We start from the raw sequence: 23,673 nt of genomic DNA, 5'->3' as shown, positions 1-23,673 counted from the left end.
TTCTTAATTTCCCTTAATTCTTTCCAACCGTCAAAGCAAAGAACACATCATCCATAGATGGTTGTTCAACGGCCATATTCGTCATTGTGAGCCCCGCTACAGTTAATCGGCTCAAGATACCCGCAACCTGATTTGTATCGTGTAGTGGCGCTGTGACAGTGTTATTCGCTACCTTTACTTCTTCATGCAACGCATCAGCTACGATTTGCTTTGCCTGATCGGCTTGTTGTGCATCCGTCATTTCCAAACGTAGCTTTGCGCCCCCAACTTGGGCCTTTAACTCGGCTGGCGTGCCAAGACTGACCAACTTCCCGTGATCAATCAACGCGATGCGATCAGCTAATTCATCAGCCTCTTCCAAGTATTGAGTCGTTAGGACGATTGTTGAGCCTTCTGCGACCAACTCACGAATGGTATCCCACATTTGCGTACGAGTTCGTGGATCAAGACCCGTTGTTGGTTCGTCCAAGAAAATGAGCGCTGGTCGTGAAATCAAGCTAACCGCCAAATCCAAACGGCGACGCATACCACCTGGGAAATTCGAAATCGCCTTATCAGCTGATGCTACCAATGAAAACTCGTTCAATAATTCTTCCGTACGTTCCTTGGCTTCGCGTCGTGACAGTCCATTCAAGCGTGAGAAAATCATCAAGTTTTCACGAGCAGAAATATCCTCATCAACCGATGCGTATTGACCAGTCAAGCCAAACAATGAACGAACCACTTTAGGTTCCTTCTTAACATCGTGTCCAAAAATTTGAATCGTTCCTGACGTTGGCTTTAGCAACGTCGTCATCATGCGCAACGTGGTTGTCTTACCGGCACCGTTTGGTGCAAGCAAACCGAACACCTCACCACGCTTGATGTTAAATGACACGTTATCAACCGCCGTTTGGGTGCCAAACGTCTTAGTCAATCCTTCAATTTCAACTGCATACTCTTCACTCATGATATTGCCTTCTTGTTTTCAAAATTAATCATCAGGGTACCTGACGAAAATAATAATAAGGTGCCCTGATTAATATGTCAACGATTTTGTTCAGGTACCCTGTGTATTTTAGTTCATATTCGTCACGAACCCTGTTATACTGGCATTAGTAGAAAAATTTAAGGACGGAAATACACATGGCTGATTTGATCGAAAAACACCAATTAGCAGCAAAACTATTTGAATTTACATCACTTCAGCACTTGGCTGATGAACAAGTTGAACGTCACTCACCCGTTTTCCGTGGGCAAAATAAAGTCTTGGTTGCGTTGAGTGAAGGTGATAATATTTCCCAAAAGGAACTCGCTGAGCGTTTGGATATGAGTGTGCAATCAACAGCTGAATTCGTCGCTAAGCTAGTTAAAAAAGATTTCGTCACTAAGACAAAGTCCCCAACTGATGGTCGTATTCAATTAATTCAGCTCACTGATAAAGGTCGCCACGAAGCCGAGAAGAGCTTATTTTACATACCTGAGTATCTCGACTACCTATGCCCTGAAGAATGGACACAACTCGCAGCCATGCTAGATAAGATGAACGATGGTATCCGTGATAACTTGAAGCTTGATGGTATCCAAAACCTTGGTACCCGCATCATGTTGAGCCAGTTGGATCGTAAAACTGAAATCGACAAGAATGATAAGTAACAAAAACCGCGTTGGAACATCCAACGCGGTTTTATTGTTTCACATGGAACATGTTAATCATCGTTTTCCGACTTCATCATCGTGTCATGAGCTTCAAAAATTGCACCGAACGACATGAATATCACAAACATAAATGCCATCCCCAACAATAAACTCTTTATTTCATGTGGTTGATTCGACAACATTGCTTCTCGTACATGCCGCCAGATATATGTGGCAAATAGGACATCTATCAAAATTGCTACACTCGCCTTTTGATAGAAAACAACTTTATCTTGCCAATTCACATTTTTAACCATCTTCACCGCTCCTTATGCGCCAACGTAGTGTCCCCAGACGGACAAAACTTCTACGATTCGTTCAGCTGGGAATACTTGATAAACAACACGGTGTTGCACGTTCAAACGGCGTGAAAACACCTTGTTTTTACGACCCGCGAACACTACCAACTTCTCAGCGTGTTCTGTAGGATCTTGCTGTATGTTTGCCAAAACACTATTTAACTTCTCTGAGAAACCTGATTTTTGTAGTTGCTTCAAAGACTTCTTGGCCAATGTGGTTCCAAGTTTAATTGTGTACATCATGGCGCCTCACTTTCGCATATTCGCTTCGTAGCGCAACATATTCACGTGATACTGAAATCGTCGTAGCACTGCCATTCCTACTGCGATACCTCACACCATAAATATCTCTCGAGCGAATGATACAACGACTCGAAGCACCAGTCCTAGTTGCAGTCCCAGTAAACGCGACATTAACAACATCAAAAACGTTGTCCCATAAATAACCACCAACTCACGCAATATCATCGTGACTGAAAGTTGCAACCAGCGTACGTTATATTCTTGTTTTGTCATCTCATTAATCCTCCGTCATATCTCATTTGATATGCTTATGATACCGAGATGACGCGACATAATTTGTCGTAAACAAAAAATAACGATAGTTCCTTCGAACCATCGTTATTAATTCGTCACCTTAAATTGGACGCACGTCAGTAAATATAATTTGCCCGTTCTTTTTAGTTTTTACCCCTGTAAACTTAGAGTCAGCTGACGCCATTTGTCGATCTCGAAGTTCTTCAAACATGTCGACATCTGCAAGTCCATCGGCACCATCTATAATTCCACCTTTATCAAAGTGTACATCAGTAAAATACATTTCAACAACATTCGCGTTGTTATTAGACAACGTAATATAGTCCATGTATGCCCTGAACTTAATACTGTCAGGGCTTAAACTTCTGCTACTTACCTTTGGATGACTATTTTTTACAATAAACTTTTGGTTCGATCCAAGCTTCGCATTCAATACAGCCTCGGCCGAAAACGCAGAATTCACAAAAGCACCAATCTCTTTTACTTGCTTATCAGTGAATTGATTAAAATCATTTGGCAGGTTGTTCATCCTAGCAATCCCCGATTTCAGCCCATTAGCCATTTTAATCGTTAACTGTCTATGCGATTCGACTTCCGCAATCAACGCCTTAATTGCATCTACACTTGCATGAATTTTCACAGCATTTGAACGCATGTCTGCTGCAGCTTCTGCGTTTTTTCCTCTAGCCCAAAGTCCCGTTCCGGCAACTATAATGCCACCAATTCCCCAACCAATAGGGCCTGTTAATCCTAACAAAGCTTCACCGCCTGCAATTCCTGCTCCACCAGCAGCAACTGCTCCTCCGCCAAGCCACGCCAGCGCCGCATTAGTTGCAGCGGCTCCTGATAAGGCGCCAATCGCAGTACCCGTACTTGCTGTTCCTAGCGACATAGCTACCGCCGTCAACGCCGATCCACCAAACGAAGCTACAGTACTACCGGCAGCAACTCCTGCCATAGCCCCTGCTCCCGCACCACGAGAAATGTTGGCCGACTCCTGCTTGGCCGCTTCAAGTAGCGTGTCATACTTCTGGAGATTTACACCCAGAGTTTCAACATTCTTTTGCAGATGTTCCGGCGTATTTTTGAATCGATTAATAACACGTTCAGCTTCTTTTAACTTATTTGCCAATCCTTGTCGATTCTCTTGCAAAATAACAAACAGCTGCGTTAAGTTTTCGGCTTGTTTTTTATGATTATTATAAGCAGCTTCTAATGCAAACTGCGCTTGTTCTTTTGCCTTTTTATTTAATGGATCAAATCCCATATATTTCACCTACTCATTTCCCACTTTAAATTGTTAAACATACTTTTGCTCAGACACGTTCAACCCTACTGATATAGATTTCGCCATTATGTTTTGTAAATGATACTTTGATTAGGTCATCATGGAACTGTACATCATGCAACAAACTAAAATTATCAGCATCAGAAAACGCCTGCAGGCTTTCTAATTTGGCTCCTGAACCATAAGTTAAATCTTGTAAATCAACTTCCAAACCATCTTCTACAAACCGCACACTCGAAACCTTAGCTTGAACAAATTCATCATAATTCAACGATGCCTGAATATCATTTTTAACTGACTTTGCCATATCTTGACTTAAAGCATCAATTTTATGATAGTCATGCATATTCATCTCAAATTTTTGATTTCCCCCAAGCTTAGCATTAAGCACCGCCTCTCCCGCAAGTGCCAAATTTCGAAATGAACCCAAGCTTTGTGCTTGCGTTTCACTAAGACTGTTAAAATTGCCAGGGAAATTTGCGACATATAAAATTCCTGCATGTAAACCTTCAATTACTTTAATCATCAATTCTTGGTGTGACTTTATTTCCTGTATCAATGCTCTAATTGCGTCTGTTCCGGCGCGAACTTTCACGGCGTCTGCGCGCATATCTTCCGCTGCATGCGCATTCTTTCCTCGCGCCCAAAGCCCACTTCCTAGCATGATGGCGCCACCAATTCCCCAACCAATAGGGCCCGTCAGTGCCAACAGGGCTTCGCCACCTGCTATACCGGACCCACCAGCTGCCAGAGTTCCACCACCAAGCCAAGCCAATGCTGCATTTGTAGCTGCGGCTCCTGAGAGAGCACCAACAGCAGTACCCGTACTTGCCGTCCCGAGAGACATGGCCACCGCAGTGAGTCCAGCTCCACCAAACGTCGCAACTGTCCCGCCTGCTGCTACACCAGCAACCGCGCCGGCGCCAGCACCACGTGCAATATTTGCAGATTCTTCCTGAGCTTCATTGAGCAACTTTTCATAATGTTGAATACTTACACTCAACTTTTGAACATCTTTTTGGTAACTATCTGGTGTGTTTTTAAAACGGTTAATAGCGTTCTCGACTTCCCTTAATTTATCTGCCAAACGTTGTCGATTATCCTGCAAAACTATAAACGCATTTGTTAATTTTTCTGATTGCTTTTCGTGATTTTCAACAGCTGTTTCTAAAGCATACTGTGCTTTTTCTTTTGCTTTGTTATTAAATGGATCAAATCCCATACCTTATTCACCTACTCTTTAATAATTAAAATAATTGCGAATGTCGTCTGTCGTTCTCAAAATTTTATTTGGATCAACACCCACCGCTTCTGCAAACTGTTGACTTGCCTTAAATTGTTCTGCACCTGGCAAATTAAAATCAAACGCTAAATCAGCCAATCGATTTAGTTCCGCATATTGTTGATAAATGTCTTCTAAGATTTCTTTGTAGATATCATCAATTCGTTTGATAGCTGCATTATAATTACGCTCAATTACTTTGACGTCGAGCTTAATGCCATCAACCATAGTTCTAAAAACTTGCTTGAATTGAGCCATAATTTCACCAAAATTATCAAAAACGAATAGCACCAATGCCGTAACCAATCCCGTAAGAATAGCTGCAACCGCAGTAGAAACCACATCCGCAACTGGAGCAAATGGGGTTCCTTGTAATGAAACTTTGATTGCTTCTCCAAGAATGACTCCACCAGTTGCGATAACTGCAGTAGTGACCAACTTAATCGCTTCTTTTAATTTCTGTGAGAATGGAATGGACTTATCCTTGCTAGTCAAAATCTTAATGGCTTGCCACAAAGACCTAGCAACATCATTCAACAAACGTGCGATATTTTTTGTTGTAGTCAAGAACGTATTAATAGCTGTATTAACTAGCGCCGAGATAAATCCACCACCCAAGCCAGCAAGTGCAGCATCCTTAACCTGAGCCAATCGTTCCTTTAGATTAGCTAGACCATCCTTAATACGCACCTTGAAGTCTTGTATGCGAGCAGACATTGACCCATAGCTTTTCCAGTTCTTCAAAACCGGAATAATCGCATCAAACAAAATATCCGATGCCTGATAAACAACTGCACCGATTGCAGACTTCAAGCCTTGATTTCCGGCTTGCTTTGCTGAATTTGTCGCAACATTTTTCAAAAATGCATCACTTGTGTAATACGTCTTGTTATACATTGCTTCTTGGCTTTTACGTGAAGCCTTGTCAGAATTCTTAATGTCCTCTGCACTTGCCTTCAATCTGTTATTGATATTGCGTGTTTTCGTACGTTTCTGTTCATCCGTTAGATTTGGATTTTCTTTAACCTTTTTCAATTCAGCGCGCCAAATTGATCGCTTCCTCTCCAAGTCGTTTGCATAATCCGTCTTGTTATCATCCCTCATTGAATGGTTAATATTGCTATTAGTTAGCTTCAAGTTATCTTTTGAATTAGCAGCTTCATCAACCGAATACCCCGCCAAAACACGTCCAGGATCTTCATATATTTCTTTCAAAGAAATTGTATGATCCAAGTCAGTCTTTTCATTTCGTGCAATCTTCTTACCCGTATTAGGATCATACAGGTTTCCTGTATGTTGCATTTCTTTTTGCTGACCTTGTATTTTTTGATATCGCTTGCTTTGTCCTCTGTACTTTGCTGCCTCATCTTTGTTATAACCAGATGTCTCAGAATGAATCTTATTTTTAACTTCATCAGATGAAAAAACATCATTCCGAACATTATGAATTGTGTCTACACCACCGCCGTCTTGGAAAGAATCGAATAGTTGTCCCAAGCCAAATTGTGAAATCAAATTAGCCTGAATCTGTCCTTTGACTGCTTCAGCCAATCCCTCAATTTTTAATTTATGCGAACCGTAACTCTCCATTTGACTCATAGAAAGTAAATCAGAAATTTCAGCCATATTATCTACTCCTAACACTCATCTTGATACCCATTTTAAATACAAGAACCGCCCTAAAATATCTGCCCTTGTATTTTTAATTTCTAACTATTTAACCGCTTGTTTCGTTACAAACCCAATATATTATTATACAGTTAATACTGATATGATTTTTTACACCAACAGTGCCGTACATGTGGCTAACCTTGTCCTAAATAGCGCTGATTATACAAAAACAACTACTATAAAAAGGATGCAAATATAATGAGCAAATCAAACATTGACCGCCCTCTTCATCTCGCTCTGCGTCTCCTTTCTGGAGGTGCAGTTAGCGAAAAATCTTGGGCACTAGAACATAACGTTGATATCCGTTCAGTACAACGAGATATCAGTGCCATTCGAGAAGCCATTCAAACTGAGAACTATCCCGCCGAACTGCATACAAATGGTACCATTCAAAATATTTTGCTTACCAGCAAAAACACTTTCGACAGCGCAGCTGCCCTAACGCTTGCAAAGCTAGTTCTAGCTAGTCGCGCATTCAATGAAAGTGAAATGACGCGTCTCATCAAAAGCATTCTTGACATGATGAGTTCTGAGGAAGCCGAGCAAATCCGCGTTACGCTACGAAATGAACAACTTGCGTATACGCCAGTCACTCACCAAAAAGATTTAATCAATCTCATTTGGGATATTAGTGGCTGGATTCAAGCTCAACAGTCCGTCGCTTTTACCTATACCAATGCAAAAGATGAGGAACGACACCTATTCGGCTTACCAACCGGTTTGCTGTTCGATTCATACTACTTCTACGTAATCATTCACTTCCAAGCTACTGAAAACCATGCCGAACGCGATGCGTATTATCGTCTGGATCGTTTCACCGAAATCAAAGCAGAAAGTCGCCATATCAAGTATCCTTACAACCAACGTTTGGAAGAAGGAAAGATTCGTCAAACGAATAACTTGATGCAAATTGGTCGTACCATCCAAGTCGAATTCGACTACACCGGATTAGTCTCAGCTGCTTTAGACAAGTTCCCCAATGCCAAAATCAAGCGCAAGGGCACTGATAGCATGCCAACGCGCATTACCATCCCCGCCGTTACCGATTCCGGTTTCAAGATGTGGGCACTGGGCCAAGGAGCTCGCGTCACGGTGATTTCACCAATCTCATTGCGTGAATCGCTCATTGCTGAAATCAACCAAATGCTCAATCAATACAATGCCTAACGAAACGCCCGTCATTTAACTGACGGGCGTTTTTCACTGATTCGTTAAATCGTCAATTCCATTCGTTGCTTCATGACACTTGCCAGTTTTTCCAAGATTTCTTGGATGTCTTCGTCATCTTCATAATCATCGCGTGCTTCGATATATTGATTACGCAACTCAAACTCACGACTCACAAGTTCTTCAATCCGTACCAAGCGATCAAGCACATTGAGCGGCACATCCCCAACCACCTTACGAATTGCCTTCTCACGAGCACTGAAAATTCTAGCCTCCTTTTGCTCACTTAGTTGCTGAATCGTTGGTGTGTCTTCAGCAATCAACTCATTAAACATAGGCAGCTTACGCAATGCTAGCGTTTCAGCGTTACCAAACAAGTGCCATCCACCAAGTGGCGTCAACGACTCCGCTTCATATTCGCCAAGCTTAACCAGCTTTTCAATTTCATTATTCTTTGCCATTTATCAGACCTCTTTCTTCTTGTATGACCTCATATTACGAAACGTTCGCGACATTATTTGTCGTTATGTTGATTTGTCCACCATGTTTCGATATCCAACAACACACTAATTGGCGTTTGATACATCGTGACCATGATGTCGCCTTGATTACGCCAGAGTTGGGCACGTTTGAATGTTTCGTCGCCACTAAACAAATACGGCACAACCGTTAGCGTGGCCATGTCACCTGCCATAAATGCCGTATCCGTCTCAAACAACGCCGTGTCAGCATCGTCAACCAAACGAACATTTGCACCAGCTGCAGTCAAGGCATCCGCGTACCACTGCAAGAACCCCTTTTCTGATCCGACCAGCGCAATATCTAATCCCGCCAGTGTTTGTTCATGATTTGACCCCAGTAACGTATTTGCGGTTTTAATCGCATCACTCAAAAACATCGCCATATCTGATACGTCCAGCGCTTCACCATGAAAATTTTGCGCCACCAAATTCGCAACAAAATCGCCTTTTCGATACATCATTTCAATCACCTCGTCTTACTTGATGACACAAGTATAGGAATTGCGCGCGACATTATTTGTCGTTTAATCAAAAAAGCCAAACGACTTTCAAATCGTTTGGCTCTACTGATTCATTTTGGCAGGTGATTTTAGCATGAAACCCAATAATTACTAGACTACCATTTATTTTTTTTCGTCATTATAATGATAGATATACCAACGGAAGGAGAGACATTTACAACTGAATATTACCAATGTTGTCGTGAACAGATTACACAAATCAAGGAGCATACTGATGAACGAAAATATTTACACACAACTTGTCGCTGACTTTGCTGCAGCTAACGGCTTCACCTTTTACCAAGGTGCGCAAGCCAGCCCGGCACTCATTCGCAACTGGGAAAACGGTTCGCTGAAGATCCACTTCGTTTCCTATGGGAATGATGGTCAAACTGCAAGTTGGCATTTCATTAATGAGGGGTTCAGCCATCCAGTTTCTCACAAGGGCACTGGTATTGATGAACTAACTGATTGGATCAACAATACAATCACACCTCAACTCGCTTAAAGATTCACGGAAGCGGTCAAACTTGACCACTTTCCCCAAACATATGGTAAAATCACCTGCCGTTTTAAAACGATACATATTCGCCAATGTTCCACGTGAAACATTGGCACCTAAATTGACATACATATAGCAAATCAGCCATCCCCCAACGCAAGTTGAGAGATGGCTGATTTTTTCATTATTTAAGCGTCTTATTTAACCATTCAAACATGACAGTCAGTCGCGCATCGCGTAAGTTCGGTAAGCCGTTACGAGATACACCGTGCCATGATTGTGGGAAACGTACCATTTCAACCGGCGTATCCGTCAACGTCTTCACCGCCGTGAAATACATTTCCGTTTGCGCAATTGGTGTCCGTAAATCATATTCACCATGCATCATTAGTAGTGGTGTTTTAACTGCTCCAGCGTACGTAATTGGCGAGCGCTTAATCAATTCTGCTCGGCCAGCTTCCGTATATGGCGTTGCGCCCATTTCGTCAGCAACGAAGTTATACCCAATGTCACTGGCACCTGTTAGATGTAGCCACTCTGTTACTGGTCGTTGTGAAACGGCCGCTTGGAATCGATCAGTATGACCAATTGCCCAAGTCGTCATAAAACCACCATACGACCCACCAATAATGATTTTTCGGGTCGCATCAATCTTATCCGCATAGCGTTCAATAGCCCTATCTAAGCCCGCTAATACATCGCGATAATCTTGTTCACCATAATGGTTTACTACTGCATTGATAAACGCTTGGCTGTATGTCGTTGAACCATGCGGATTCGTAAAGACAACGTTGTATCCCGCTTCCGCAAAGCGTTGGAATTCCCAGAAGAACGCATCCCCATAAGCACCATGAGGGCCACCGTGAACATATAGCACAACTGGTGCTGGCTCCTCTGAATGCGCTGGCAAGAACCACCCATCCACATCCGAACCGTCTTCACTAGCAAACGTGAATTTTTCAGCTGCCGTAAACGACAACGTCGGATTAGCATCATAACGCACCGTTTGTTCATGCGTGTCTAAATCGACTGTAATCAAACGGCTTGGGTGACGCGTATCTTGTTGCGCAATGAACAATTCACGATCAGCAATCACAAAATCAGTTAGCAGTTGTTGCTCATCAAGTAGTCGCGTAATTTCACCAGCTACCGTTCCTTGATACAGACGCGTGTGTCCGCGATAGCCAGTTTCAAAGATGTACGTTTCTGAATCCAACCAACGCACATGGCGTCCTTGCCCCTGCACGATGACATCAGAATTGGGTTCTGCCAACAATTCTTCGTCATCAAAAACCAATCGTGTTTGATGACCATCATAATAATGTAGGCTCACTGCGCGTCGATTAGGATATTGATCATCGTTGCCAAGAGCCAAAATTTGCGTTGCATCTGGTGCAATTGTCGCTTCATAAATCTGTGCCAAATTCGTGGCCACTGTGGTTTGCGTCTTAGTTTCAAAATCAATCGTGCGTAATTCTGAACGATATTCGTGCGCGTCCTCGTCGTTCGTTTGCACAATAATGACCGCCTGCGTATCAGTCGCATCTGCAACCTTAACCGGCAACGAGAACTCACCCAATAAACGTGTCACCCCAGAAGCCGTGGCTTGATAAATCTCAAAGCGACGTTGCTCATCGATAAAGCCCACGCCGTCATCTTTATAATGACGCTTCGTATAATATCGCACCGTTGGTCGCTCACTGACGGCATTAAACGATGCTTGTGTTTCAACTTGAACAGCAAACACAACACCCGCCCCATCAGGTGTTGGCACAAAACTCGTGATGGAATCACTTTGATGCGTTAATTGCACCGTTTCGCCAGCAACAGAACGGCGGTATAGTTGCTCATCATGCTGATAGAAAATAGCCTGTGTCGTTCCTTGCAAATCGGTTACGTCATTCACCAACGTGGTCGTATCCGTCTCGTTCACAACCACCAAATTCGTTTGATAACGATTCCCAATTTCGTCCGCGACACTTTCCGTCGCATATAGCGTTTGACCAACAATCGTTGGACGTGCGATTCCCCTGATGTTTCCTAGTGCTGTTGCCATTCAAATCCCCTCGATTTTTTGATTAGTTTGATGATGCAGATGACGCATCGCTAGCCGTATCGGCCGTCACAACCGTAGCCTTAGGGGCACCCTTCCAAGCTGCGATTTCCGTACCGTTGTTGTGGTCGTTGATGTATTGTCCAACTTCCTTCGTTTGGTATGACTTTACCAAAGCCTTAATATACCACTTCTTAGCATCGCCATGACGCGCTGCAATAATGTTCACCCATTGGTGTGATTGCTTGTTGTTTGCGTTCCAAACGTAGATAGCTGAGTTTGGGTTGCGACCAGCTGCTTCAACGAACGTAGCTGAAATAACGGCGGCATCAACTGAATTCAAGCTAGCCAACGTTTGATCCGCTGCCAATTCCTTCACGTGCAAATTCTTAGAACTTGAAACGATGTCACGAACAGTTGGGCTTGTGACACCTGCCTTAATCTTAATCAAGCCAGCTGCTTGCAACAAGAACAAGGCACGCGCTTCGTTAGTTGGATCGTTAGCAACTGCAATCGTCCCACCGTCTGGAATGTCCTTCACTGACTTGTACTTATCTGAGTACAAGCGACCAGGTCCCAAAACCGTCTCACCAACTGGTTGCAAATCTGCCTTGTGCGCCTTATTCCAATCTGACAAGAAGGCGTAGTGTTGGAAGGAGTTTGCATCAATATTACCTTGCTTCAATGCCGCGTTCGGTTGGTTGAAATCCGTAAAGGTAATCAACTTAATCTTGATACCGCGCTTCTCACCATTCTTCTTAACGATGTTCCAAACGGCTTGATCTGTCTTAGATGGTGAATTGATTCCCACCTTCACCGTCTTCAATTCCTTTGCTGATGCCACAACTGATGTTGCTGGGATAACTGCGCCGGCCACTGCCAATGCCAAAACTGCACTTGTAATAATCTTCTTGCTCATAATTTCCACTCTCCGTTTAAACCCAATTCATTAACCTATCTTTGATGGCTGTTTATTTGGCCGAATAAACAAAAACCCGGGGACCGTGTCTTATGACACAATCCCCGGGACGAAATGACTCGTGTTACCACCCAGTTTTCTTATTCAGTCACCCGAATAAGCTTACACGTACGCCTTCAAGCTGGACTAGTCGACAGCCGCCGGAAATACGTTGGCGCTATAACGGGCGCACCCGGTAACCACTTACAGAACCTGATCGCAGTCACACACTAACTCAGAGACCATTTTCACGATTTGCCAATCACTAGCTTTCACCAAACGCTAGCTCTCTGCAGATTTTTCAACCGCTACTACATCTCGTCTTCGTTGATGTTGATTATGGTATGCTCATACTTTTAATTTGTCAACAACTTTTATAATCTTTTTCTAATATAGAACCACTTACTCTATGTCATCCGACATTCTAGAAGAAAAAGTCAAAGAACCCTTCAACCAACCTAGTAACCACCTTCACGCCAGTCGTTAAAGGCTTTAAAATCGGAACTTTCTCTCCAACAGACTCTGCAATTTCCACGATAGAATCTGCCAAATTATTCTTGACGGTTGTCTTATAGTGATCATAATTTTCATCGTTTTCCCATACCGTAGAATCCTGATTAACCATATTCATAACCGTAATTCGCTTAATTGGTGGTACGGCTGCAATTATCTCACTCAGTAATCTAATTAACTGCCATGGTTGCGGTGAAATTTCCTCATCTGAGAAACCCGATGCATATGATATTACTTTCGGATTAACTTTAGTATCGTTGTATACACGATTTCTAACAGATTCTTCTTTCTCCACAATCTTAGGTTCCAGCTTTGGTTCCGGGCGATTATCCTCACGATTCCAATACATACCACCTGCAAGCAAATCCGTCTTATTCAGTGCAATTACTATGCGATTTTTATCTGCTTCGGCCAAATTTGGGACGATAACATTACTAATCAGTTGATACACAGTCCCCAGGTTTCGAGAGCTATTGTCTGCTATCACAACAACCAAATCAATTAACGTATTGCCATTATCATCCATTCTTTGTAGAAGGCTCGCGATATTCTTTGAATACTCTTTGTCATTTTCTTTACTGTCACCCAGTCCCGGAGAGTCCCAAAGTGTAACGTTTTCACCCAATTCATATTTTGCTATGTTTTTTGTTTCTGGGTCAGCTCCAAATCCAATTTTCGCCTTTTCGCTATTGAACAGTGCATTTATTGTAGAGCTTTTCCCAGATCCAGTTGCGCCAACAAATAAAATGTTTGTTGGCCTATCTGTTCGCCTAATGACATCCATCAATTGACTATCTAAATTATCTCCCATATTTCCATCCTTCCCATTAACTAATAAATCCATCAAATTTCTAACTACAAATATCGCTTCCTATTTCCCAAACTAGCTTTGCTAAAAATTTCCTCAAGTAATTGATCTATACCCTCAGTTGTATTTGAAGAGATAAATATCGGACGATTTAGATCATAACCTGTTTCTTCTTGAATCCTTTTCCTCAATACATTTCCTCTTTTACGCATTGCTCCGGGAAGCTTTTCTTTTTTCGACTGAATTAGGTCGAAACGATTTGCTACTAAAATAATGCGATTTGCCGAAAATCCGATAGACTTTAACCTATCTAAAATGCCAGTCACAGTACCAATGTCTCTACTTGGCGCATCGATAATTAACACCACAAGGTCCACCAAATAAATAACAGAGCGTTCTCCTCCGAGCGTGTGATATTGGCGATTTAACAATTGCTCTAACGATTCAAAGTACATCTCATCATTTTGAACACTATCGCCATAACCCGGAGTGTCTCAGATTCGCACGTTATCCGTTAAGTTATATGACTGTATGCTACTAGTTTCTGGATCAATATCACCGACACTTGCGACATTTTGCCCAAGTAGCCTGTTAATCGCACTTGATTTTCCAGTGCCAGATGGTCCAATGAACACAATGTCTAATGGTGTGTATTTTAACTTTTCAGGTATTTTCATCATGCTATTGACCATAAAATGGCTTTACAGCCAAGGCATAAACTTGGGGAAAATTTGAAATACCTTTTTACCGATTTCTATAATCGGCTTTGCAAAAGGTATCAATTCCTTTGCCTTTTCTACAAGATCTTTAATTGTCTCCCACAATAAGTCATCAGCTTCTTCAGTATACTCATCGTAATTTTCGTCATTCTTCCACATTTCTGCATCAGGATTTGCCGTCTTGGCAACGGTTAGTCGTTTTGCTACAGGAACAGCCGCCAGAATACTGCTTAATAATCTGATAAGTTGCCATGGCTTTTGCTGTGTATCTTCATCTGAATAGCCAGCTGTGTACGACAATACTGTTGGATTAATTTTAGTATCTGCATAAATACGATTACGAACTGACTCTTCCTTTTCTATAATTTTTAGTTCTAACTTAGGTTCTGGTCGGTTAGTCTCTTTGTTCCAATAATTTCCTCCAGCCAACAGGTCAGTCTTATTCAATGCCACAACAACACGGTTCTTATCTTCTTCTGCCAAATTGTTAATAATGACATTACTAATTAATTGGTACACAGTGCCTAAGTCTCGCGAACCGTTATCTGCAATCACAACTACCAAATCAATGAGCGCCTTACCATCGGCGTCTTTCTTTTGCAGTAGTGTCATGACTTGTTGGGCATACTGTCTGTCATTTTCCTTACTATCTCCGAATCCAGGTGAATCCCACAGCGTAAGATTATGCCCTAGTTCATATTGTTGAATATCCTTAGTTTCAGGATCAGCACCAAAACCGACCTTTGCTTTTTCATTATTGAAAAGTGCGTTAATTGTAGAACTCTTTCCAGATCCTGTTGCCCCCACAAACAGAATATTCGTTGGTCGATTAGTTCTTTCAATAACTTTTTCAAGTTGTTTTTCTAATGTTTCTTCCATACTTTTCCCCCATAAATCGCACTTAAAATCTTACTTACGGCCACAGAATACCATATCTTAAAATTTTTTTGTTTTATAAACTACTGAACTCGACCCCCATACAAAAAAGGCAATTGCCTTACAAATTTAATCTATCAAGCCATGCTGCTTCAAATAATCACGAGCAACATCCCCAGCCTTTTTATGCTGAACCGTCACTTCATAATTCATTTGGATCATATCATCTTCTGAAATTTTACCAGCCAGCTTATTCAAGCTCTTCTTAATGCTTGGATACTTCTGCAATGTCGCATCGTTAACCAACGGTGCACCTTGGTAAGGTGGGAAGAATTGCTTATCGTCTTTCAACGACACCAAATCATCCTGCTTCAATTGCGGATCAGTCGTATAAGCATCCGTTACATCAACTTGCTTATTGGCAACCGCCTCATAACGCAAACTTGATTCCATCGTGACGACCTTACTGAAGTTCAAGTCGTACGCCTTTTGCAAACCAGGATAACCATCTGACAACTTGGCGAAATCTGGGTCGAACCCAGCTGCAAATTGGGCATCAACCTTCTTCAAATCAGACGTCGTTTTCAAATCGTACTTCTTAGCATCCGCCTTACGGACCGCCAAAGCGTACGTGTTTTGATACTTCATCGGTTGCAAATAATCCAAGTTATCCTGTTGCTTCAACAACTTCTTGCCACGCTCATAAGCCGTGACGGGGTCATGTGGAATATGACCATCTGTCTTAACCAATGATTGCAAAACCGTTCCGGTAAACTCAGGATAAATATCAACCTGACCACTCTTCAACGCCTTATACAAGAAGGTTGTCCCACCAAAATTAGGCTTTAGTTGCACCTTCAACCGTGGATGATCTTCCTGAATCAAATCCTTGTACATGTTAATCAGGATTTCAGGCTCACCACCCAATTTTCCAGCAATCGTAATTGTACCGGCCGGTTGGACAATCGCACGATAACCGGCGACTCCGCCAAAAATCACAATCAAACTGGCCAAGACAATCCCCATCCGCTTGATTGAGAGCTTGCTTAGTAGCTTAATACCCCAAGAGAATACCAACGCTAACAAAGCTGACAGGATGGCTCCCAACAACAATTCAGCATTGTTATTAGTTTGAATTCCCAACATGATGAAGGTTCCCAAACCACCGCCACCAATCAACGCCGCCAAGGTTGCGGTTCCGATAATCATTACCATCGCAATGCGTAACCCTGTCATAATCATTGGCATCGCTAGTGGCAACTGAACGCGGAACAGCTTAAATCGCTTAGATAGTCCAAACGCATCAGCTGCTTCCAATAATGTTGGATCAATCCCTGTCAAACCGGCATACGCGTTTTGAAAAATTGGCATAATCGCATACAACACCAACGCAATAACTGACGGCACAGTACCGATACCCACAAACGGAATTAACGCCCCTAGAATTGCCAAACTCGGAATCGTTTGAATGACCCCGACAATTTGGAGCACCCACTCACCAGCACGGCGATGATTCATCAAACCGATAGCCAGTGGCAGGGCAATGATTGCTGCAATCACAATCGCTAGCAAAGAAAGCAGTACGTGTTCACGCAGCGCCGTCAATATATCGCCAGATTATGTTGTCAGCATGTGTAACATATCTGCTAACATCCCCACACTCTACTTTCTCTAAAACGCAGCCAAATACTGCAACAAATCTTGCACCGTCAACTTGGTCGTCCCGTTGATGACCACAGCTGAATGGTTAACCAATTGCTTAGATAATTCAGCCAAATAATCGGTTGCTTGTAGCTGTGGCTCGTCACCTAATTGCGTGATTGGTTCACCAAAACCAGCATCCAAAATGGCTTGAATCATGGTTGCTGGACGCTCGCTAAACATTGCTTCGACCAGCTCATTTGCTGGGTGCGTCGTGACTTCCGTTGGTGTGCCAACTTGTTGCAAAACGCCATCATACATCACACCAATGCGGTTTCCTAGGCGCGTCGCTTCACTCATATCGTGCGTCACAAAGAGAATGGTGGTGTGCAAATCTGCGTGCAATTCCAACACCAAATCTTGTAGAGAACGACGTGACAATGGATCCAAAGCACTAAACGGCTCATCCATCAAAATGATGTCTGGCTTTGACGCCAATGCACGGACAATCCCAACACGTTGCTGTTCACCGCCTGAAAGCTCGTTTGGCATGCGGTTCGCATATTGTTCTGCTGGCAACCCGACTCGATTCAACAATTCGTATACGCGTTGTTGGCGTTGTTCTAGCGGTACGCCAGCTGCTTCCAACTGAATACCGGCATTTTGAAAAATCGTCATATTCGGGAACAAAGCCGAATTTTGGAGCACATAGCCAATCCCACGACGTAGTTCAACCAAGTCGTAATCAATCGCACGCTTACCACGTACATACGTATCCCCGTCAGTCGGCTCAACCAATCGGTTAATCATCTTCATTGACGTGGTTTTCCCACTACCACTTGGGCCAACTAAGACAAATAATTCACCGTCAGCAATATCCAACGTTAGGTTCGAGACCGCTGGCTTACCTTGATAAATTTTCGAGATATTGCGAAATTCAATCACGTCTCTCACCATTCCTTACTTTTTGTTATTGTTGCCATATTAACGCCATTTGCCCAGATTAGCCAGACACTAGTCCGAAAAACAGAAAAGCCTGAAACTTAATTCCAGGCTCTCCATCTATTTTGCTTCAGCAATTGCCGTCTTCACTTCTGCGACCGTACGAATTTTCCCTAAGCGTGGGAAAATCACCTCTACTGAAGCGTTGTGACCTTGCTCCGTGCGATCCGTCATAGCTTCTGGCACAAACACGAGGTTGTAGCCACGTTGGGCTGCTTCACGGGCTGTTGTATCAACGCCAATTGATGTCGCAATACCCGTCAAAATAATCGTGTCGATGCCACGGCGACGCAATTGCACATCCAAGTCAGTGCCATAAAATGCACCCCAGTTGTGCTTGCTCACAACAATCACATTCTCAGCTGTTTCGTCAGCCGCAATATCCAATGACAAGTGGGTTGCCTCAGCTGACAATGGTTGCGCTGGTGTGTATGGTGAATCGGTTACAGGATTAAATCCTTCTGCGCCATCATTCTTAACACGTACCAGCACAATTTGAGCTGCCGTATTCTTCAAAGCTGCCGCCAACTCGTTGTTGTGTGCCACCAATTGTTCCGGCGTATTAGGCGTCGCTACGCCTGCAAATGCAATGCCGTCTTGCACATCAATCACAGCCAGAGCTGTGCGTGCCAAATCAAGTGCCAAGTCCATCTCAAAACCTCATCTCATGCTTTCGTATTAGTGAACTAAGCTTACACCAGTTTGATTTAGTCCGGCAACTTTCGATATTCCGTTCCACGTGAAACATCATTTAAATGTGCCCGGCGACGCGCCGTTTTTTCTGCCTCAGCAAGTTCTTCCTCACTGAACAACCCCAACAAGAAGCGACGACGATAATCAAGTGATTCTTGTTGTTCAACGATACGTTCCTCAATCTCAACCAATGACTCAGCCGCTTCTTGAACTGCCGTTTTGGCTGGTTCCTTTGATGCCTTGGAACTGAAAATTTCTGGATTTTCATCCACAAATTTGCGTGCTAAAGCATCATTCTGCTGCGCACGATTCCACAATTGGCCAATTTTGAGATTGTTGGCCATTGCGCCGTAAGCACCAGCAGCAGGGTGGTGCCCCCGCGAACTGCTGACCGCCATCATCAATCCTAACGTTGACGTCTTCTGAATCTTCTCTACATCAATCACACCCATTACGAGTACCATCCTAAAAATATTTTTGCATAGCAAAAACGACACCTACAAAACCAGTAGGTGCCGTTATCATTAGCACCTATCCGTTACCAGTGGAGCACCTTGCATTGCTGTAGGTTGCTGTCGGGTCATCGTGTGGTATCACTCGCCGAACTCTTGATAGGTTATCGTATTCGTATGTGGCTTTAGAATACATGATTGCCATTTTTCCGTCAACACTTTTGTTTGGCAGCTGTGGTAAACTGACACCAAAAGCATCTGGAGGAACACATTATGAAAGTATCCGTAACGCTTGATAATCAAGGCTTGTTGCCTGATAAGTATGCCAAGTTTGCACCAGCGGAATATCGTTTAGAAGATAATCCCGTTGTTAATTTCCCGATCGCCGTTAGCGACGTGCCAGCCGGTACTGAAACACTCGCGATTGCGTTCATTGATTATGACGCAATCCCAGTTGGGGGCTTCCCATGGATTCACTGGACAGTCGCAAATCTCCCTGTGGGTGGTGTACCAGAAAACCTAGCGACATCTGACGCGCCATTTGTCCCTGGTACGAACTCAATGTACAGTATTTTCAAGCACAGTAAGCCTGAAATTACACAATCATACATTGGTCCAATGCCACCTGATCAAACACACGATTACACATTAACGGTTTACGCCGTTGATACAACGCTAGATTTGACGCCCGGCTATTTCTTTAACGAACTCCGTAAAGACCTAGTCGGCCACGTTTTGGCAGAAGCCAGCGTCGAATTGCCAGCTCGAAGCGAATAACGAAAAACGGCTGTTGCTCTAAAAATATGAGCAACAGCCGTTTTAATTATTAAATTCCAAAAATCACCAGCAAAATTGCTGCCATGACGAAGTTCACAACCATGAACAACTTCATGAATGACTTAGATGAGTCTGGTTCAATTTGACGGAACACACGGAATCCAATCAAGTTGGCCATTGAAGCAACAACCGTTCCCAATCCACCGATGTTTGATCCAATAAACAATTCACGCGCATGATCGGTGAATGTTGAAATCAAAATCGTTGATGGCACGTTTGAGATGAATTGACTCAAGAAGAACGTTCCGAATAGGACGTGTGACTTGGTGTCAAACAATGAGCTGACCAATTCACGGATAACTTCAATGTGCGCCAAATTATTCGTCGCAATGAAGAAGAAAAAGAACGTGACTAGCAAGCCAAAGTCGACCATCTTGAACATTGAGCGGTTGTAAATGAAAAACGCAACCAGAATCAATGGCACAACAACGTTAAATGGCGTCCAGCCGAAGATTGTTGCAACCAAGATAAGACCGGTAATCGCCAAAAATACAAGTGAGCCATGATTTAGCTTATCAGCTGGCTTCAACTTAATTTCCAACGGCGTCGCACGTACGAATCGCGTAATGATGAACATCAAAACCAATGAAGCCAACGTCAATGACACTGACCACTTGAAGAATTGGCCCACGCTAACGTGATAGAACCCGTACATGTACAAGTTTTGTGACTTACCAAACGGGAATAAGATAGCCCCTGAATTGGCCGCCATAATAACCAACGTTGACCCGATGATCTTCAATCGAACCGACAGATCCTTGGCCAATCGTAGATAGATTGGCATCAACGTCAAAATGGCAATATCGTTTGATAGGAACATCGCTCCGAAGAACGATAGGAATGTGACAGAAGTCATCAGCGTTCGCGCATGGTGACTACGGCTGACCAACCAAACTGAGACAGCATGCAACACGCCTGCTCGTTCCAAAAAGCCAACCCAAATCATCATCGACATCAAACTGAAAATAGTATGCCAATTAACAGCCCCGAAATCAGGTGTTACAAAGAAAGACGTCCCAACAGCAAGCAACATACTAACCGTGAACATGACGTCATCTTTTAGATACGTAAATACACGCTTAATCATTTGCTTGCTTCGCTTTCTCTTCTAATACTTTTCCGTTCGCATTTGCTAGCCGAATCATTTCATATGCTTTCGCTGCCATAAGTGCTGTTAGGCCTGCGGAAATTACCATCGCAGGAACCATAGCAACTGCCAAGCTCCCCGCCGTTAATTGACGGTCAGCTTGTGTGTGATGTGACATGATGTCATCTCCTCCAAATAGAAAAACTCAACTTATCTATTATCAAGAAATCTTAACGATTTAGCAAACATTGAAATGTAACATAAAACCCCGCGAAACATAGGTTTCGCGGGGTTAATTGTTTAAAGTCGTACAAGGACAAATGTCTGTTTATTAATATCCGGTCATTACCGAACTTCACTTGTAACTAACGCATAAAAAGTTAGGAATAACGCCGTAATAATCTTTACAATTATTATGTCTCAAATACGCTACTTGCCAACAAAATTCATTAGCCAATCAGCACCGTAAAGCATCCCCAAACTATACGCAAGTATTGAAAGTGGCTTTCCGAGCAAAATGATCAATGTGAATTCTCGCCAAGTCATTTTCGTCAAACTAGTCAAAAGAACCAACGCATCGTCCGGTGCGACTGGCGCGAAAATAAGCAGCGCAAACGTAATATGCCAGCCTTTCGAATCCAATCGATGCATGTATTTGTCCAAGGTTGCCTCACTGACAAAAATATCAATGATGCGGTGTCCAAAGCGCCTTCCCAAGGCAAACAGTGCCAAAGACCCCAATACAATACCAATATAATTGTACAAGAATCCCCACCAAGGGCCGAACATCAACACACCGGCAGCTAACGATACACCACCTGGTAACACTGGAATGACCACTTGGATAATCTGAATCAAAATAAAAACAATTGGCGCTAAAATTCCGTATCCTTTTAGCAATTCAATTAAGACTTTTGAATTACTAAAAGCGCCCATCTGATAAAGTTTAAAAATCGCCCAAATTGTTAGTAAGATACCAATAACTGACAGGCCCTTTAAAATCCATTTTACGTGATGTACCTTCATGACCTTCCCCCCAGAATTAAATTAAACCATGTTTTCGTGGCTTTTTCATGACTCAGTTTCCATTATTCGATTATCAGCCATTCTTTCATCAGAAATATGGGGTATACTGTAAGTAATCAATCGAAAAGTATAACAACGTTACCTTTTGGGGAGGATAAATCAATGTTAGCTGTTCTAAATTTTAAAAACTTAGTGGATTTTGAACTTCAAAAGCAATTTCTAAGCGATTTGGATAATGCCGAAGTTCAAGTTGACTTAAAAATCGCGCCAACGCTACCTGTTGATAATGACCACGATAAGTTCGAAGTCATTAGTCAAAATTTGACGATTAAAGAGCGTACTGTGGGGGAAATTTCGCCTAGTGTCTTGCGTTCACTTGGTATCACGACGAGTTTCATCGGTCACTTGGAGCGTCGTAAGTCACTTAACGAAGGCTTGCTAATCGTTCGCAAGCGTCTCGAAAACGCCTTGGAAAATGATATTAAGCCAATCATTTCAGTCGGCCAATACAGTAATTTGGAAATGGTCACTGAAGAACTAGATATTTTGCTTTTGGATCAAAAGATTACGAAGCCAATCATCATCGCGTATGAATCATTGGCTTCTACCGAAATGGGCCGCGCCCTTTATTCAATTGATGAAATTCGCGATGTCCACAACACCATTCGTGCTTTCATGAAGAGCAATTACCCAGCCATTGATTACCAATTGATTCTGGGTGGTCACATGGATGAAGTTGGTTCACCAATCGCTAGTGCCATCGGTTATGACGGTGTCCTAATTGGTGATCGTTACCACACACTCGAAGCATTCCAACCCGTGTTGGATGTGCTAAACAACCTCAGCCGATAAGAAAATAAAAACCAGGATGCGCAGACATCCTGGTTTTTATTTTTTAGAGAGAGTATTGAGTGAGTAGAAATATTTGAAAATATTTCCCGTAACAAAATCATCTGTGAAGATTCACTTGTGATCACACAATTATCGCCTTCGCAGATAGGCACCATTGTCATTCACTTGAATTTGAACAAACCCCAAAAAGTCACTGACTTTAATTGTTCGGTTACAAGTTTGGCTCCCGCAGAAGAGCACGCTTGAACAACTGGCAAAGATAATATAGCGTCCCTTTTCTCTTGCACATCATTTCTATTACGCTATTTATAATAACGGCTCCCCGTGAGGTTTGCTTGTTATTTTTTTGTTTTTTTTAACAATAAAACCCGGATTATTCATGCACTAAATTTTTAACCACAGCTAAATCAGTAAAATACGATAAATCACCTTGAAACTGCCAGTACCTTGGCACGGTTTCAGGGTGTTTTTTTCGATTGGGCGTTTTTTGAGAAAAATGGGCACACTAAAACCAGCCAGATTTTGCTATTTTTTTGAAAATCTACTTCGTTGTTTTATTGCCACAAAGCATTTAGTCGTTCCCACGCTCGCCAGAACAGACCATCGAATTGTTCTTGGATGCGGCTATCTAACGTCAAGATCACCTTGCGGGCGTGCTTAGTGACACGTCCCCCGATTTTTAACAAACGGTCTCGAAAGGTGTTGATTGTCC

The 23,673-nt window shown here is 42.8% G+C and carries 27 protein-coding genes and 1 other annotated feature; of the genes, 5 read left to right on the top strand and 22 right to left on the bottom strand.

Annotated elements, in window-relative coordinates:
• Positions 1-13 precede the first annotated feature (13 nt).
• The gene (locus C6P11_RS00300; RefSeq protein ID WP_135517908.1) at positions 14-949 is read right to left on the bottom strand and encodes an ATP-binding cassette domain-containing protein; all 936 of its coding nucleotides are present in this window, start codon (positions 947-949) and stop codon (positions 14-16) included.
• A gap of 176 nt (positions 950-1,125) precedes the next feature.
• Here C6P11_RS00300 and C6P11_RS00295 point away from each other — a divergent pair, with 176 nt between their 5' ends.
• Positions 1,126-1,635 (top strand): MarR family winged helix-turn-helix transcriptional regulator, encoded by a 510-nt coding sequence (locus tag C6P11_RS00295; protein ID WP_135517907.1) that lies wholly within the window; start codon positions 1,126-1,128, stop codon positions 1,633-1,635.
• 53 nt (positions 1,636-1,688) lie between these two features.
• Here C6P11_RS00295 and C6P11_RS00290 read toward each other — a convergent pair whose 3' ends face one another.
• The 6 genes from C6P11_RS00290 to C6P11_RS00265 all read right to left on the bottom strand — a co-directional run bounded on the left by C6P11_RS00290 (position 1,689) and on the right by C6P11_RS00265 (position 6,709).
• Positions 1,689-1,934, bottom strand: coding sequence for a hypothetical protein (locus C6P11_RS00290; protein ID WP_135517906.1), 246 nt, complete (start codon positions 1,932-1,934; stop codon positions 1,689-1,691).
• Positions 1,935-1,946: 12 nt separating this feature from the next.
• Positions 1,947-2,219 carry a type II toxin-antitoxin system YoeB family toxin gene (locus tag C6P11_RS00285; RefSeq protein ID WP_210114205.1) on the bottom strand — a complete coding sequence of 91 codons (273 nt, stop codon included), beginning with the start codon at positions 2,217-2,219 and terminating at the stop codon, positions 1,947-1,949.
• A 90-nt stretch (positions 2,220-2,309) separates the two neighbouring features.
• A complete protein-coding gene (locus C6P11_RS00280) occupies positions 2,310-2,492 on the bottom strand; it encodes a hypothetical protein (protein WP_135517905.1) in 183 nt (60 codons plus the stop codon).
• Positions 2,493-2,613: 121 nt separating this feature from the next.
• Complete coding sequence (locus C6P11_RS00275) at positions 2,614-3,780, bottom strand: hypothetical protein (RefSeq protein ID WP_135517904.1); 1,167 nt, start codon at positions 3,778-3,780, stop codon at positions 2,614-2,616.
• A gap of 49 nt (positions 3,781-3,829) precedes the next feature.
• Positions 3,830-5,023, bottom strand: a complete 1,194-nt coding sequence (locus tag C6P11_RS11060) for a hypothetical protein (RefSeq protein WP_210114204.1) — start codon at positions 5,021-5,023, stop codon at positions 3,830-3,832.
• Between the two features lie 18 nt (positions 5,024-5,041).
• Complete coding sequence (locus C6P11_RS00265) at positions 5,042-6,709, bottom strand: hypothetical protein (RefSeq protein ID WP_135517903.1); 1,668 nt, start codon at positions 6,707-6,709, stop codon at positions 5,042-5,044.
• 243 nt (positions 6,710-6,952) lie between these two features.
• Between C6P11_RS00265 and C6P11_RS00260 the strand changes: the two genes are divergently transcribed.
• Positions 6,953-7,921, top strand: coding sequence for a helix-turn-helix transcriptional regulator (locus C6P11_RS00260; RefSeq protein WP_135517902.1), 969 nt, complete (start codon positions 6,953-6,955; stop codon positions 7,919-7,921).
• A 44-nt stretch (positions 7,922-7,965) separates the two neighbouring features.
• Here C6P11_RS00260 and C6P11_RS00255 read toward each other — a convergent pair whose 3' ends face one another.
• Positions 7,966-8,382 (bottom strand): hypothetical protein, encoded by a 417-nt coding sequence (locus C6P11_RS00255; RefSeq protein WP_135517901.1) that lies wholly within the window; start codon positions 8,380-8,382, stop codon positions 7,966-7,968.
• Positions 8,383-8,435: 53 nt separating this feature from the next.
• Positions 8,436-8,903 (bottom strand): hypothetical protein, encoded by a 468-nt coding sequence (locus tag C6P11_RS00250; protein WP_135517900.1) that lies wholly within the window; start codon positions 8,901-8,903, stop codon positions 8,436-8,438.
• 274 nt (positions 8,904-9,177) lie between these two features.
• On the opposite strand from C6P11_RS00250, the gene C6P11_RS00245 reads away from it, so the two are divergent.
• Positions 9,178-9,450 (top strand): hypothetical protein, encoded by a 273-nt coding sequence (locus C6P11_RS00245; RefSeq protein ID WP_003608537.1) that lies wholly within the window; start codon positions 9,178-9,180, stop codon positions 9,448-9,450.
• Positions 9,451-9,628: 178 nt separating this feature from the next.
• Here C6P11_RS00245 and C6P11_RS00240 read toward each other — a convergent pair whose 3' ends face one another.
• From C6P11_RS00240 to C6P11_RS00195, 10 genes are all read right to left on the bottom strand, one after another.
• Complete coding sequence (locus C6P11_RS00240; RefSeq protein ID WP_135517899.1) at positions 9,629-11,500, bottom strand: alpha/beta hydrolase family protein; 1,872 nt, start codon at positions 11,498-11,500, stop codon at positions 9,629-9,631.
• Positions 11,501-11,522: 22 nt separating this feature from the next.
• On the bottom strand, positions 11,523-12,416 hold the full coding sequence (locus tag C6P11_RS00235; RefSeq protein ID WP_135517898.1) for a MetQ/NlpA family ABC transporter substrate-binding protein: 894 nt from the start codon (positions 12,414-12,416) through the stop codon (positions 11,523-11,525).
• A 102-nt stretch (positions 12,417-12,518) separates the two neighbouring features.
• Positions 12,519-12,789: a binding site (T-box leader), on the bottom strand.
• 90 nt (positions 12,790-12,879) lie between these two features.
• Complete coding sequence (locus C6P11_RS00230; protein WP_167849498.1) at positions 12,880-13,779, bottom strand: GTPase family protein; 900 nt, start codon at positions 13,777-13,779, stop codon at positions 12,880-12,882.
• 44 nt (positions 13,780-13,823) lie between these two features.
• Complete coding sequence (locus C6P11_RS00225; RefSeq protein ID WP_135517896.1) at positions 13,824-14,141, bottom strand: hypothetical protein; 318 nt, start codon at positions 14,139-14,141, stop codon at positions 13,824-13,826.
• A 129-nt stretch (positions 14,142-14,270) separates the two neighbouring features.
• A complete protein-coding gene (locus C6P11_RS11465; RefSeq protein WP_432430729.1) occupies positions 14,271-14,453 on the bottom strand; it encodes a GTPase in 183 nt (60 codons plus the stop codon).
• 24 nt (positions 14,454-14,477) lie between these two features.
• Positions 14,478-15,374: a GTPase family protein gene (locus tag C6P11_RS00215; RefSeq protein WP_135517894.1), complete on the bottom strand. Its 897-nt coding sequence runs from the start codon at positions 15,372-15,374 to the stop codon at positions 14,478-14,480.
• 126 nt (positions 15,375-15,500) lie between these two features.
• Positions 15,501-16,979 (bottom strand): ABC transporter permease/substrate-binding protein, encoded by a 1,479-nt coding sequence (locus C6P11_RS00210; RefSeq protein WP_210114207.1) that lies wholly within the window; start codon positions 16,977-16,979, stop codon positions 15,501-15,503.
• Positions 16,980-17,042: 63 nt separating this feature from the next.
• Positions 17,043-17,957 carry an ABC transporter ATP-binding protein gene (locus tag C6P11_RS00205; protein WP_135517893.1) on the bottom strand — a complete coding sequence of 305 codons (915 nt, stop codon included), beginning with the start codon at positions 17,955-17,957 and terminating at the stop codon, positions 17,043-17,045.
• Between the two features lie 117 nt (positions 17,958-18,074).
• Positions 18,075-18,665, bottom strand: coding sequence for an isochorismatase family protein (locus C6P11_RS00200; RefSeq protein WP_135517892.1), 591 nt, complete (start codon positions 18,663-18,665; stop codon positions 18,075-18,077).
• A gap of 56 nt (positions 18,666-18,721) precedes the next feature.
• Positions 18,722-19,159, bottom strand: coding sequence for a hypothetical protein (locus C6P11_RS00195; protein ID WP_135517891.1), 438 nt, complete (start codon positions 19,157-19,159; stop codon positions 18,722-18,724).
• A gap of 273 nt (positions 19,160-19,432) precedes the next feature.
• Here C6P11_RS00195 and C6P11_RS00190 point away from each other — a divergent pair, with 273 nt between their 5' ends.
• Positions 19,433-19,936 (top strand): YbhB/YbcL family Raf kinase inhibitor-like protein, encoded by a 504-nt coding sequence (locus tag C6P11_RS00190; protein WP_135517890.1) that lies wholly within the window; start codon positions 19,433-19,435, stop codon positions 19,934-19,936.
• A gap of 49 nt (positions 19,937-19,985) precedes the next feature.
• Here C6P11_RS00190 and C6P11_RS00185 read toward each other — a convergent pair whose 3' ends face one another.
• The 3 genes from C6P11_RS00185 to C6P11_RS00175 form a co-directional block, all read right to left on the bottom strand.
• The gene (locus tag C6P11_RS00185; protein WP_135517889.1) at positions 19,986-21,083 is read right to left on the bottom strand and encodes an SLC13 family permease; all 1,098 of its coding nucleotides are present in this window, start codon (positions 21,081-21,083) and stop codon (positions 19,986-19,988) included.
• Positions 21,076-21,261 carry a hypothetical protein gene (locus C6P11_RS00180; RefSeq protein WP_135517888.1) on the bottom strand — a complete coding sequence of 62 codons (186 nt, stop codon included), beginning with the start codon at positions 21,259-21,261 and terminating at the stop codon, positions 21,076-21,078. Before C6P11_RS00180 ends, C6P11_RS00185 begins: the two co-directional genes overlap by 8 nt.
• Positions 21,262-21,512: 251 nt before the next feature.
• Positions 21,513-22,109, bottom strand: a complete 597-nt coding sequence (locus C6P11_RS00175) for a TVP38/TMEM64 family protein (RefSeq protein WP_135517887.1) — start codon at positions 22,107-22,109, stop codon at positions 21,513-21,515.
• A 162-nt stretch (positions 22,110-22,271) separates the two neighbouring features.
• On the opposite strand from C6P11_RS00175, the gene C6P11_RS00170 reads away from it, so the two are divergent.
• Complete coding sequence (locus C6P11_RS00170) at positions 22,272-22,961, top strand: triose-phosphate isomerase (protein WP_135517886.1); 690 nt, start codon at positions 22,272-22,274, stop codon at positions 22,959-22,961.
• The last annotated feature ends 712 nt before the right edge of the window (positions 22,962-23,673 follow it).

The sequence above is a fragment of the Weissella confusa genome, from assembly GCF_004766315.1.
GTDB lineage: Bacteria > Bacillota > Bacilli > Lactobacillales > Lactobacillaceae > Weissella > Weissella confusa_A.
This window is presented reverse-complemented; position numbering and strand designations above follow the sequence as displayed.